10 protein-coding genes are annotated in these 13,095 nt (G+C 60.8%); 7 read left to right on the top strand and 3 right to left on the bottom strand.

Going from position 1 to position 13,095, the window contains the following annotated elements; translation table 11 throughout:
* Nucleotides 1-14 precede the first annotated feature (14 nt).
* The gene (locus GWQ22_RS01040; protein WP_212513307.1) at nt 15-971 is read left to right on the top strand and encodes a sensor domain-containing diguanylate cyclase; all 957 of its coding nucleotides are present in this window, start codon (nt 15-17) and stop codon (nt 969-971) included.
* Here the strand turns inward: GWQ22_RS01040 and GWQ22_RS01035 are convergent.
* Nucleotides 968-1,150 (bottom strand): hypothetical protein, encoded by a 183-nt coding sequence (locus GWQ22_RS01035; RefSeq protein ID WP_043137314.1) that lies wholly within the window; start codon nt 1,148-1,150, stop codon nt 968-970. The genes GWQ22_RS01040 and GWQ22_RS01035 overlap by 4 nt on opposite strands.
* Nucleotides 1,151-1,586: 436 nt before the next feature.
* On the opposite strand from GWQ22_RS01035, the gene GWQ22_RS01030 reads away from it, so the two are divergent.
* Together GWQ22_RS01030 and acnB are read left to right on the top strand one after the other, a co-directional pair.
* Complete coding sequence (locus GWQ22_RS01030) at nt 1,587-3,836, top strand: patatin-like phospholipase family protein (protein WP_275929230.1); 2,250 nt, start codon at nt 1,587-1,589, stop codon at nt 3,834-3,836.
* Nucleotides 3,837-4,063: 227 nt separating this feature from the next.
* Nucleotides 4,064-6,661, top strand: coding sequence for a bifunctional aconitate hydratase 2/2-methylisocitrate dehydratase (gene acnB / locus GWQ22_RS01025; protein WP_275929229.1), 2,598 nt, complete (start codon nt 4,064-4,066; stop codon nt 6,659-6,661).
* Between the two features lie 105 nt (nt 6,662-6,766).
* On the opposite strand, the gene GWQ22_RS01020 is transcribed toward acnB, so the two are convergent.
* Nucleotides 6,767-7,678, bottom strand: a complete 912-nt coding sequence (locus GWQ22_RS01020) for a LysR family transcriptional regulator (protein ID WP_275929228.1) — start codon at nt 7,676-7,678, stop codon at nt 6,767-6,769.
* A gap of 77 nt (nt 7,679-7,755) precedes the next feature.
* Between GWQ22_RS01020 and GWQ22_RS01015 the strand changes: the two genes are divergently transcribed.
* The 4 genes from GWQ22_RS01015 (at nt 7,756) to mdtD (ending at nt 12,472) form a co-directional block, all read left to right on the top strand.
* Entirely contained in the window at nt 7,756-8,373 is a 618-nt protein-coding gene (locus GWQ22_RS01015) for a LysE family transporter (RefSeq protein WP_275929227.1), read from the top strand.
* Nucleotides 8,374-8,490: 117 nt separating this feature from the next.
* Nucleotides 8,491-9,885: a D-arabinono-1,4-lactone oxidase gene (locus tag GWQ22_RS01010; RefSeq protein ID WP_275929226.1), complete on the top strand. Its 1,395-nt coding sequence runs from the start codon at nt 8,491-8,493 to the stop codon at nt 9,883-9,885.
* 9 nt (nt 9,886-9,894) lie between these two features.
* Entirely contained in the window at nt 9,895-11,022 is a 1,128-nt protein-coding gene (locus tag GWQ22_RS01005; RefSeq protein WP_275929225.1) for a GTP-binding protein, read from the top strand.
* Nucleotides 11,023-11,083: 61 nt separating this feature from the next.
* A complete protein-coding gene (mdtD, locus tag GWQ22_RS01000) occupies nt 11,084-12,472 on the top strand; it encodes a multidrug transporter subunit MdtD (protein WP_275929224.1) in 1,389 nt (462 codons plus the stop codon).
* A gap of 21 nt (nt 12,473-12,493) precedes the next feature.
* On the opposite strand, the gene GWQ22_RS00995 is transcribed toward mdtD, so the two are convergent.
* Nucleotides 12,494-12,982 (bottom strand): YbaK/EbsC family protein, encoded by a 489-nt coding sequence (locus tag GWQ22_RS00995; RefSeq protein WP_275929223.1) that lies wholly within the window; start codon nt 12,980-12,982, stop codon nt 12,494-12,496.
* Nucleotides 12,983-13,095 lie beyond the last annotated feature (113 nt).

Here is a 13,095-nt window from a genome sequence, read left to right as displayed (position 1 = left end):
TGCTGGAGTCAGCCATGCAAACACCGGCCACCCCTGACAACGAGCACCTGCGCCTCGATGCGCTGCGCCGCATCACCATTCTGGATACCTCTGCCGAAGAAAGATTCGACCGGATCACCCGCATGGCCCGCAACATGTTCGATGTGCCCATTTCGCTGGTGTCGTTGGTGGATAAGGATCGGCAGTGGTTCAAATCCTGCTGTGGTTTGCCCGTGCTGGAGACGCCGCGGGACATCTCCTTCTGCGGTCATGCCATTCTTGGCGATGGTCTCTTCGTGGTGGAAGATGCGACTCGGGATCTGCGCTTCGCCGACAACCCGCTGGTATCCGGGGATCCCCATATACGTTTCTATGCGGGCAGCCCGCTGCAGATTGCGGAGGGGTACAAGCTGGGGACCCTGTGCATCATAGATCGCAAGCCACGCCTGCTGGATGAACGGCAGCGGGACTTGCTGACGGATCTGGCCGGCATGGTGGAGCGCGAACTGGCTGCGATCCAGATGGCCACCATGGATGAGCTGACCGGCATCACCAACCGGCGCGGTTTCATGCTGCTGGCACACAAGTGTCTGCAGCTCGCTCATCGTCAGGGGCGAGCGGCAACCCTGTTGTTTCTCGATCTCAACCGGTTCAAGGAGATCAACGACCGGCTGGGGCATGACGTCGGTGACGATGCCCTGCAACAGATGGCGTGTCTGATGTGTGGCGTCTTTCGGGATGCGGACATCTTTGCCCGACTGGGTGGGGATGAGTTTGCGGTATTGCTGCCGGGCACGGGACCGGCAGAGGTGCCACGGGTGCTGGCACGGCTCGATGAGGCCTTGGCCGGGTTCAACCGGGAGAGCGGAAAACCCTATCGGCTGACCTGCGCGACCGGGGTGGGGCACTATGATGCGCTTTCGCCACCGGCGCTGGATCTGCTGCTGCAACAGGCGGACAAGCAGATGTACGATTGTAAAAAAGGGCGCTAGCAGCGCCCTTTCTTGGCTTGTCCCGGCGGACAGAAGGTACCATACCCTCCACGATCGCCATCACTGACCCGGATCCGGGTATCGTCTACGCTGACATCGGCCCCGTGCACGCGTACAGGTCCGCTGCTGCAGGCGCAGAGCAGACTCCCCAGCAACATAGTCACAACCAGCTTGCCCATAATGCCTCCTGTTATTTCCCTGATTATGGGGCATTTCCAGGCTGGGGCGGAGGCGAGTTTGCGAGTATGCGTCACGGCTTGCCGCTGATATGACAGGGAGCGCGGCTGTGGGGGATAAGGGGCTGGAAAGGGTTACAGACGGTAATGACCGACCAGCTTGCCGAACTGGCCGCAGAGCGGCAGCAGGCTGCGGCTCGACAAGCCAGTGGGCTATGTCGATCGTCTTGATGTCATCCACGTTGCGGTTGAGCTCGATCACCACGCAGGACTGCCCCTCGGTGGCGGTGGGCTCACACAGCGGCACCGGATTGTTCAGACCCATTGGCTGCTCGGTGAGTGCGCTATATCGCTGTCGTAGCGGTTGCGGTTCCTTTTTCGCACTTTATAGTAGGCTTCATTGCTCACTTGGCTCGAACTGGATTCAATGGAAAATCATATGCGCATCTTTCATCGGGGATGGACCCACCTGTTTCTGGTTTTGCTGGCTTGCCTGCCGTTCATGGTGGCGGCCCAGTCCGATCGCCCCAAGATTGCTCTGGTACTGAGTGGTGGTGGTGCCAAGGGGGCAGCCCATATCGGTATCCTCAAGGTGCTGGAGGAGAAGCGCATTCCGGTCGACATCATAGTGGGCACCAGCATGGGTGCCTATGTGGCGGGCATGTCCGCCATGGGGCTCAGTGCCGAAGAGGTGGAGCGAACCATGCTCGCCATCGATTGGAGTAAGGGATATCAGGACCGAGTGGGCCGCGAAGAGCTCTCGTTGCGTAAAAAGCAGCAGATAGAGAGGTTTCAGCTGCGTACCGACATCGGTTTTAATGATGGCGCTTTCCAACTACCGAATGGCTTCATTCAGGGGCAGACTATGGCTAGTTTGCTACGACTCGCGACCTTCAACCTGCCGTCATTGCAGAGTTTCGACGATCTGCCCATCCCCTATCGTGCCATGGCGACCGACATGGAGACCGTCACCCCCTTCGTGCTGGATCACGGTAGCTTGGCTAAGGCGATGCAGGCCTCCATGTCCATCCCGGGGGCGCTCAAGCCGGTCAGGTGGGAGGGGCACATTCTGGCCGATGGTGGCATCGTCAATAACATGCCGGTTGATGTTGCCAAGGCGATGGGGGCTGATGTGGTGATCGCGGTGGATATTGGGGCCAGGCTGCGCACTCAGGAATCCCTCAATTCTGGCCTTGCCATGATTGGCCAGCTCACCACCTTCATGACCCGGGTCGGTACCGACAGGCAGAAGGCGCTGCTGGAGGATGGAGATATCCTGCTGACACCTGACATAGACGACATCGGGATCGCTGATTTTGCCCGTATGCCGGATGGGATCAAACGGGGTGAGATGGCTGCCATGAAGGCTGCACCGGAACTGGATCGGCTTGCCCTGAGCAAGGAGCGTTACAAGGAGTATCGCGATCACAAACTGAGCCGGCGGGCCGAGCGTAGTGGCCAGCCCGCCTACTTCATCGACAAGGTGGAGATCATCAACAACTCGCGCCTCTCGGACGAGACTGTGCGCGCCATGTTGAACGTACGTCCCGATCAGATCCAGACCAATGAGAGCTTGGAGGCTGGGATCCGCCGTCTCTATGCGCTGGAGTCATTTGACCGTATCACCTACAAGATAGAGGAACGGGATGGGGAGAACGTGCTGGTGGTGGATGCCAACGAGAAGAGCTGGGGTCCGGGTTTCCTCAACTTCCAGTTTGGCTTCTCTGACGATTTCGAGAGTAATTCCAACTACAACGTCGGCATGTCCTATACCCTGACCAATGTCAACAAGTGGGGGGCCGAGTGGTTAACAGAGGCCGCGCTTGGTACCTCAAAGCACGTTAAAACAGTCTTCTACACCCCGCTGGAACCATCCCAGACCTTCTACGGTGAGGCGAGCCTGGCTTATAACAAAACCCCGCGGCGCATCTTCAATATTGGGTTGGATGCATCGACTAATCCCGACATCAGCTACTCATTCTTCAGCTCCGAGCTGGCCGTGGGTTGGAACAGTCAGCCCTGGAGCCGTATCTACACGGGACTGGAGGGGCAAATAGGCAGTATCGAGATTAAACAGGCGGGGAATGCCAATGTAGATGCCACCACTTGGGGCCCTTTCATTCACTTTGAGTATGACACCCTGGATAGCCTCTACTTCCCCTACTCGGGAAATAAGTGGGACATGAAGCTGGGTTACTCCCGCGTCAATCTCACTGGGGGAGAACTTGATCAGATGGGCAGGGACAGGGGACTGAACTACAACTTCGCCATGGTCAAGCCTTGGTCGTGGGATCGGCACAGCCTCAACCTGATCCTGGAAGGGGGCGGTTCCAATAGTGACGAGATAGTACCGCTCTACGTCCAGGATCTTGGTGGTCCTTTCCGCCTCTCCGGCTTCCAGCGCTATCAGCTGAGCGGTCGCTACAGTCTGCTGGGAGGACTTCGCTATATCTACCGGGTGGCGGATAACGACTTTGGTGCATTCAGGATGCCGCTCTATCTGGGCAGTTCCCTCGAACAGGGCGGGGTATGGAACAAGGGGGCGGAGATCGACTTCGACAGCTCCATTACCGCCGGTTCCGTCTATGTGGGGGTGGAGAGCTTCCTCGGCCCCATCTTCCTCGGCTATGGCGTGGCAGAGGGGGGCAACAACATGTTCTATCTGCAATTGGGCACCACATTCGAATAACGGCCAAATGATGCTTTTTTGTTAACTTATTTCTGGTGTGTCTTTTATATGCTGGCAAAACATGAGCAAGTTTAGATGGTTATGTTGTTTTGGTGAATATATGTACAGTGTTTGGATTTTAATTAGTCGTTAAAACTTATATAGTGGGGGGCACCCTAAGGGTGTCCCGCAAGGACGATCGCCGCGAGCGTGGGCGACCCCCAAAAAAGACCAAAGAGGAATTAGTCGTGCTTGAAACATACCGTAAACACGTCGCAGAACGTGCCGCCGAGGGCGTGGTAGCCAAACCTCTGGATGCAGAGCAGGTCGCCGCCCTGGTTGAGCTTCTCAAGAACCCGCCCGCTGGCGAACAAGACTTTCTGAAAGAGCTGTTGTCCTCCCGTATTCCCCCCGGTGTTGATGAAGCGGCCTATGTCAAAGCCGGTTTCCTCACCGCCATCGCCAAGGGCGAAGCCCACTCTCCCATCCTGACTGCCGCGCAAGCTGTTGAGCTGCTGGGCACCATGCAGGGTGGTTACAACATTCAGCCGCTGATCGACCTGCTGGACCACAGCACCCTGGCCCCGCTTGCCGCCAAGGGCCTCTCCCACACCCTGCTGATGTTTGACTCCTTCCACGACGTGGAAGAGAAGGCCAAGGCGGGCAATGCTCACGCCAAGCAGGTGATGCAATCCTGGGCCGATGCCGAGTGGTTCCTCTCCCGCCCAGAGCTTGCCGAGAAGATCACGGTCACCGTGTTCAAGGTGACTGGCGAAACCAACACCGACGACCTCTCTCCGGCGCCGGATGCCTGGTCCCGTCCCGACATTCCGCTCCATGCCCTGGCCATGCTGAAAAACGCCCGTCCCGGCATCACTCCGGACAATGACGGCACCGTTGGCCCCATCAAGACCATCGATGCCCTGAAAGAGAAAGGCTTCCCGCTGGCCTATGTGGGTGACGTGGTCGGCACCGGTTCTTCCCGCAAATCCGCCACCAACTCGGTGCTCTGGTTCATGGGCGACGACATTCCGTTTGTGCCGAACAAGCGCGCCGGCGGTGTCTGCCTGGGTGGCAAGATTGCCCCGATCTTCTTCAACACCATGGAAGATGCCGGCGCCCTGCCCATCGAAGTGGATGTCTCTGCGCTTGCGATGGGCGATGTGATCGACATCTACCCGTTTGCCGGCAAGATCTGCAAGCACGGCACCGAGCAGGTGCTGGCCCAGTTTGAACTCAAGACAGAGGTATTGATCGACGAGGTACGTGCCGGTGGCCGTATTCCGCTGATCATCGGCCGCGGCCTGACCGACAAGGCGCGGGAAGTCATGGGTCTGCCGTTTTCCACCGTGTTCCGCCGTCCTGTGCCTGTGGCCGATACCGGCAAGGGTTACACCCTGGCCCAAAAGATGGTTGGCAAGGCGTGCGGCGTGAAGGGCATTCGTCCCGGCACTTACTGCGAGCCTCGCATGACCACGGTCGGCTCTCAGGACACCACGGGCCCCATGACCCGCGATGAGCTCAAAGATCTGGCCTGCCTCGGCTTTTCCGCCGATCTGACCATGCAGTCCTTCTGCCACACCGCGGCCTATCCCAAGCCCATCGATGTGCAGACTCACCACACCCTGCCGGACTTCATCATGAACCGTGGTGGTGTCTCCCTGCGTCCGGGTGATGGCGTCATCCACTCCTGGCTGAACCGCATGTTGCTGCCCGATACCGTGGGTACCGGTGGTGACTCCCACACCCGTTTCCCCATCGGGATCTCCTTCCCGGCGGGCTCCGGTCTAGTGGCCTTCGCTGCCGCCACCGGCGTCATGCCGCTGGACATGCCGGAGTCCGTGCTGGTGCGCTTCAAGGGCGAACTGCAACCGGGCATCACCTTGCGTGATCTGGTTCATGCCATCCCTTACGCTGCCATCCAGAAAGGGCTGCTGACCGTCGAGAAAGCGGGCAAGAAGAACATCTTCTCCGGCCGCATCCTCGAAATCGAAGGTTTGCCGACCCTGAAGGTGGAGCAGGCGTTCGAGCTGGCCGACGCCAGTGCCGAGCGCTCCGCCGCCGGTTGCACCATCAAGCTGGATCAGGCGCCGATCATCGAGTACCTCAAGTCCAACATCGTCATGCTGAAATGGATGTTGTCCGAGGGCTACGGCGACCCGCGCACCATCACCCGTCGCATCAAGGGGATGGAGGAGTGGCTGGCTAATCCTGTGCTGATGGAAGCGGACAAGGATGCCGAGTACGCCGAAATCATCGAGATCGATCTGGCCACCATCAAGGAGCCGATCCTGTGTGCGCCGAACGATCCTGACGATGCCCGTCTGCTCAGCACTGTGGCTGGCGACAAGATCGACGAAGTGTTCATCGGTTCCTGCATGACCAACATCGGCCATTTCCGCGCCGCCGGCAAGCTGCTCGAGAAGTTCCAGGGCGAACTGCCAACCCGCATGTGGATAGCGCCGCCCACCAAGATGGACAAAGATCAGCTGACCGAAGAGGGCTACTACGGCATCTTTGGTCGCGTCGGGGCCCGCATCGAGATCCCGGGCTGCTCCCTCTGTATGGGCAACCAGGCGCGCGTGGCGGAAGGGGCCTCCGTGGTCTCCACCTCCACCCGCAACTTCCCGAACCGTCTGGGCAAGGGGGCCAATGTCTATCTGGCCTCTGCCGAGCTGGCTGCCGTGGCCGCCATCCTCGGCAAGATTCCGACTGTGGCTGAGTACCTGCAGTACGCCAAGACCCTGGATGCCACTGCGGCTGACACCTATCGCTACCTCAACTTCAACGAGATCGCTTTCTACACCAAGAAGGCCGATGCGGTGATCCTGCAGCAAGCGGTATAAGGATTGGCGCCGGTTGGCGCAAACAGTCTGATAAAAAGCCCCGGCTCATGCCGGGGCTTTTGTTTGGCCGACCCTTGCTTCTGGTTCTATCTTGCCTGCCAGGGCTCAGGCATTGAGGGATTGCAGCCAGTTCGCCAGTTTTTCATGGGGGCTGCCCGGAATCGGTGGTGTGGGAGCGAGCAGGTGATAGCCGGTGCCATCCGGGATGAATCCGAGCGGGGCGGCCAGCAGGCCGGCGGCGACATCGTCGCACACCAGCCGGTAGGGGCCGATGGCGACGCCAAGGCCTGCCACGGCGGCCTGCAGGCTGAAGTAGAAGTGTTCGAAGGTCTGGGTCGGCGCCTCGTCGCTTGCACTCTGTCCGGCCTGTTCCTGCCAGCTTTGCCAGGCGGCGGGACGGGTCTTGGTGTGCAGGCGGGGGGCAGAGGGGCGCAGCGCTGGCAGTTCCCCTTGTGGCTCGAAAAACTGCGCCACCTTGCCCGGCTGACAGACGGGCCCGGTCTGCTCCTCAAACAGCAGCTGGCTGTAAAGGTCATCAGGCCAGTGAAAGTCATTGCGCCGAATGGCGAGATCTATGCCGTTGCCAAAGCTGAGGGCGCCACCTCCCGCCATCAGATGCACGTCAAGCTCGGGATGCAGGGCTTGAAAGGCAGGCCAGCGCGGGATCAGCCAGCGCATCAGCAGGGTGGGCTCGCAGGAGATGACCAGCGACTGGGGCTGGCTCTGTTGGCGCAGCGCCTGCACCGTCTCCCGGATCCTGCCCAGCCCTTCCCTGACGGCCTCATGAAGCCTGCGGCCCGCCTCGGTCAGAAAGACCCGGCGCTGGCGGCGCTCGAACAGCCTGATCCCCAGATCCTCCTCCAGCAGGCGCACCGCCCGGCTGATGGCGCCATGGGTGAGATGTAGCTCATCGGCGGCGCGGCTGAAGTTTTCGGTGCGGGCTGCCACCTCGAAACAGCGCAGTGCCGTCAGGGAGGGGAGGGAGAGGTCTTTCTGTGAGTTATTATCACCATTCATGTCAGAAGTTATCGTTCGTTATTGGTGTGAATGCCAAATAAAATAGCCGATATCTCTCAGCATCAGGACTCTTTTTCATGACCGAACTGTTAGCCGTAGTGGCCATTACCTTCTTTGCCGTCATCAGCCCGGGGCCCGATTTTGCCATGGTGTCGCGCAACAGCCTGCTGCTCTCCCGTCGCACCGGCGTGCTGACGGCGCTCGGCATAGCGGCCGGGGTCTGTGTCCATGTGGCCTATACCCTGCTGGGGGTCGGCCTGCTGATCCAGCAGTCGCTCTGGTTGTTCAACCTCATCAAGCTGGCAGGGGCTGCCTACCTCATCTTCCTCGGCATCAAGATGTTGCGTGCCAGGCCTGTGACCCATGATGAGCTGGCCAGCCAGCCAGCGCTCTCCAGCCTGGGGGCCCTGCGCACCGGGTTTCTGACCAATGTGCTCAACCCCAAGACCACCATCTTCATCGTCAGCCTGTTTATGCAGGTGGTGCGACCGGACACGGCCCTTGGCGTCCAGCTTGGCTATGGCGCCTTTATCGTGCTGGCCCACGGGGCCTGGTTCAGTGCGGTGGCGCTTTTCTTCTCCACCGCGTCGGTACGGGCCCGTCTCTTGGCGGTGCGCCACTGGATCGATCGGGTGTTTGGCGGCTTGCTGGTGGGGTTTGGCATGCTGCTGGCACTGACCCATCAATCGCGCTGAGGAAGTGGGTGAGTCATCCCCCTTATCCACTCTCGACTGTAGGGGCTTGTTTTTCATGCCTTGTGGTCCGCTTTTCGGTAGAATTGCCGCTCATTTTGAAGTCAGATGAGGCGCGGTATGACGGTCAAGTTCCAGGCATTTCACAGCATCAAGGCGATCAACAATCGGGAGGTGCTGTTCAACTGGTCCAGGACCAACCCCCTCGGCGCGCTGGATCAGGTGTGGCGTCCGACCCATAGCGACGAGCTGCAAGCGCTGCTGCGCGAACACCCCGGGCGCAAGCTGCGGCTGATCGGCTCAGGCCTCTCCTTCGAACCCATCCACAGCGTCTATGCCGAGGGCAGTCAGGCGCTGCTGGTGGATCTGTACCACCTGCGCGGCCAGCTGGCGAAAACCGCCGATACCGTCACCTATCAGGCGGGTACGCCGCTCGATACCATTTACGCTGATCTCATCGCCATGGAGCGGATGCTGCCGGCATCCCCCGGCGTCATTGGCATCCAGACCCTGGGCGGTGCGCTCAGCACCGGCACCCATGGTCAGGGGCTGCACCAGTCTGCCCTCTGCGATGCGGTGGAGGCGATGACTGTGATGCTGGCCAGTGGCGAGATCATCCGGGTCGATCGCACCGATCCGCGCTTCGGCGCCTTCGTGATGGGGATGGGGATGCTCGGTATCCTGCTCGACGTCACCCTGCGTACCGTGCCTAACCGCATCATGCGCTGCACAAAGTTCACCACCGACTATCCCTTCCTGCTGGAACACAACGAGCGGCTCAACCGCGAGCAGGGCTTCGTGAAGAGCTGGTGGTTCGCCTGGACCGGCGAGAGCCACATCTGGCTGGTGGATCCCGCCTCCGATGACGAGGTGGCCCGCTACCGCGCCGCTGGCAGCGAGCCGCTGCTGCTGGAGGGCGATATCGACGCCCGTATGAATGCCACCATAGATGCCACCCTGCAGAAGATGGCGAAAGACACCAAGGATGAAGCGCTGGCAGGGGAGCACTTCGAGACGGTGCGCCGTTTCAAGGATGCCTCCGATCTGGTGGGCAACGTCTACCAGATCCTCTGCAAGGGCATCCCGGCGCCCCAGATCAACTGCGAGGTGGCGGTGCCGCTGCATCGCATGAACGAGGCGCTGGAGACCCTGCAAGCGTGGCAGCAGGCCAATCCCGGCGTGTTGCACTACCCCTTTATCCTGCGCTGCACCGGCCCCTCCGAGGCCTGGCTCAGCGCCGCCCATGGGCAGTCGGTCTGCTGGGTGGGTTTCTTGGTCTATCTGGCGGCGGACGGCACCTTCGTCAACGGCTCCATGGAGCAGATGCGCGAGCTGCAGCAACTGCTGGTGCCGCTCGGCGGCATTCCCCATTTTGGCAAGCATCTGGCGATGGATCTCTACGACTTCCCGGCCCTGTTGCCACGCTGGAACGACTTTGTGGCTTTGAAGCGCGAGCTCGACCCTCACGGCCGCTTCGAAAACCGCTGGCTCAGCGACCTGTTTGCCAACCGGTAAGGACCCGACATGACCGATATGCAAGACACCCGTATCCCTGTGACCCTGCTGACCGGCTTTCTCGGCAGCGGCAAGACCACCTTGCTCAACCACTGGGTCAAGCAGCCTGAGCTTGGCGAGTGCGCCGTGCTGATCAACGAGTTCGGCTCGGTGGGGCTGGATCACCATCTGGTGCAGCAGGTGGACGAGCAGGTGGTGCTGCTCGATTCGGGCTGCATCTGCTGCTCGGTGCAGGGCTCCCTGGTGGAGGCGTTGCAGGGGCTCTTCATGCGCGCCATCCAGCGAAAAATTAAGCCGTTCAAGCGACTTATCATAGAAACAACCGGCCTGGCCGATCCTGCTCCCGTGCTGTTTACCCTGCGCGAAGAGGGCTTTATCGCCCAGCGTTACCGCTTCGATGGCACTGTGACAGTGGTGGATGCCGGTCATATCGAACAGCAGTTGGCGGCTCAATATGAGGCGGTCAAGCAGGTGGCGCTGGCGGATCTGCTGGTGGTGAGCAAAGGGGATCTGGTGGATGACGAACAGCTGGCGCGGGTCGAAGCCCAGCTGGCATCCCTCAACCCGGCGGCCCCCATCGAGCGGGTGACTAATGGCGAGTTGTCGCCAGCGGTGCTGGAGAAGCTCGGTGCCTACAACGAGGCGGCGGGGCGCGACGTGCGTCAGCTGCTGGCCTGGCTGCGCACCGAATCCCCCAAGCAGGGGCTGGCCTCGCCGATGCAGCCCAAGATGCAGCCATTCGCCGCTAAGGTGGGCACCGCCGCGCCGACCCACTTCGAGCATGGCAACATCGAGAGCTTCTCCCTGCGCATCGGTGAGCCGCTCAAGCCGTCTCGCCTGCTGGCCGCCATCGATGCGGTGCAGGCCCAATATGGCGATGCCCTGCTGCGGCTCAAGGGGATCTTGCAGTTGGAGGGTGAAAGCCAACCTGTGGTGATCCACGGCGTACACGGTCAGCTCTATCCGTTGCAGGCATTGGGCGACTGGCCTGAGGGCAAGGCCCAGTCCCGGCTGGTGTTTATCGTGAAAAGTCAGGACAAAGCGGGGATCGAGCGGCTGTTCCTTGATACGCTCAAGGCCCCCGAGCCCAGTCTGGAAGAGCGGCTCAAAGCCATGCTTGGCCAACCGGATGCCTGACCGGCTGATATGACCCGCTTGCGTGCGGGTCTTTTTTTATCTGAAGAGGAGGTGGTTGCTCATGCCCGATAGCACACACATGGTGACCCCTGCCCAACGCAAGTGGCTGCCGTTGCTGACGGCGGTCGGCTTCTTCATGCAGACCCTGGATGGCACCATCCTCAACACGGCCCTGCCCAGCATGGCCGAGACCCTGGGCGAGAGCCCGCTGCAGATGCAGTCGGTGATCATCGCCTATATGCTGACGGTGGCACTGCTCATTCCCGCCTCCGGCTGGCTGGCGGACAGGTTCGGCACCCGCCGTATCTATCTGGCCGCCATCCTGCTGTTCACTCTGGGTTCGTTGGCCTGCGCCGCCTCCAACACCCTGCCCATGCTGGTGGCGGCCCGGGTGCTGCAAGGCATAGGTGGTGCCCTGCTGATGCCAGTGGGGCGCCTCGCCGTGCTGAGGGTCTACAGCAAGCACGAGTTGTTGCGGGTGATGTCGTTCGTCACCATCCCCGGGCTGGTGGGGCCCTTGATCGGCCCGGCACTGGGAGGCTGGCTGGTGGAGGTGGCGAGCTGGCACTGGGTGTTTCTCATCAATCTGCCGGTGGGAATAATCGGCTTTATCGCCAGCTGGCACTTCATGCCCGACCTGCGGCAAGGCACGGCCAAGTTCGATTGGCAGGGGTTCGTGATGTTCAGTGCCGGTATGGTGCTGGTGTCGGTGGGCTTGCAGGGGCTGGGTGAGCACAGCATCTCCACTGGCTGGGCGCTGTTTGCCCTGCTGTTCGGTCTGGCCGCCATGGCAAGTTACTGGCTCTATGCCGCCACTGCCAAGGAGCCACTGTTCAGTCTGGCTCTGTTCAAGACCAGCACCTTCGCCATCGGTGTCTGGGGTAACCTGTTCGCCCGCCTCGGCAGCGGTGCCATGCCCTTCCTCACCCCGCTCTTCCTGCAACTGGGACTGGGTTTCTCGCCGAGCAAGGCGGGTATGACCATGATCCCCACTGTACTTGGGGCCATGCTGACCAAAACGCTGGTGAACAAGCTCATTCCGCGCATCGGTTATCGGCGCATCCTGATCGGCAATACCCTGGCGCTGGGGGCCATGATCGCCAGCTTCTACTTCATCGACAACCAGCTGCCCTATGGGGTACTGCTGGGCTGGTTGATGGTGTTTGGCGCCATCAACTCGCTGCAGTTCTCCGCCATGAACACACTCACGCTGCAAGACTTGAGCACCGAGCATGCCAGCAGTGGCAACGGTCTGTTGTCGGTGGTGATGCAGCTCTCCATGAGCCTGGGGGTGGCCATCGCCGCCAGCCTGTTGGGGCTCTTCTCTGCGGGGTTGTCGGCGTCGAATGGGCAGTGGCTGGGAGGCTTCCACCTCACTTATCTCTGCATCGGCCTCATGTCCATGCTGGCGGCGCTGATCTTCGCCCAGCTGGCGAGGGACAAGGGGTAAGCGGGTTGGTATCGTCAGCCGTCAGGCTGATGGTGCAGGCAGATAGCTGACCTGACAGGGCAGCTGCTCAAGCACCCGGGCAAGGTGGGTAGTCTCCAGCAGAAAGGTCTGCTCCGGGTGACCCGGCGTCCAGGTGAAGGCGTGATGGTCCATCAGTTGAGGGTCTACCAGCAGCGGAATATCGGCGCGGGGCAGAAAGGGGCAGACGGCGCCCGGCAGACAGCCGATCTCGGCCTGCATCTCTTCTGCGGTGCAGATGGAGGGCTTGGCACCGAGCGCGGCTTTGACCGCCTTGTTGTCGAGTCGCCCCCCCTGATGGGTCAGCAGCAGGGCGAAGCGACCATCCTTGAATTTGAGAAACAGCGTCTTGCTGAACACCGCCTGCCAGCCCAAGCGGGCCCTGACTCTTTCGTCGGTGGCGTAATCCAGAATGGGTTCATGCTGGTAGCGCTGATGGGGCAACTCGGCCAGCAGCTGGCAGTTGAAGTCGTGAATGGTGTCGAGCGGCATGGGGATCTCCTGTGGCGAGCCTTATCCTGCCAGCCATGGCGGGCCGGGCCCAATCACACTTTCTTATGGCGGATAAGCCGCCTTGCAAGATGCAATAAGGGCACCCTCGGGTG

This window comes from Aeromonas sp. 1HA1, assembly GCF_029237385.1.
Taxonomy (GTDB): Bacteria; Pseudomonadota; Gammaproteobacteria; order Enterobacterales; family Aeromonadaceae; genus Aeromonas; species Aeromonas popoffii.
This window is presented reverse-complemented; position numbering and strand designations above follow the sequence as displayed.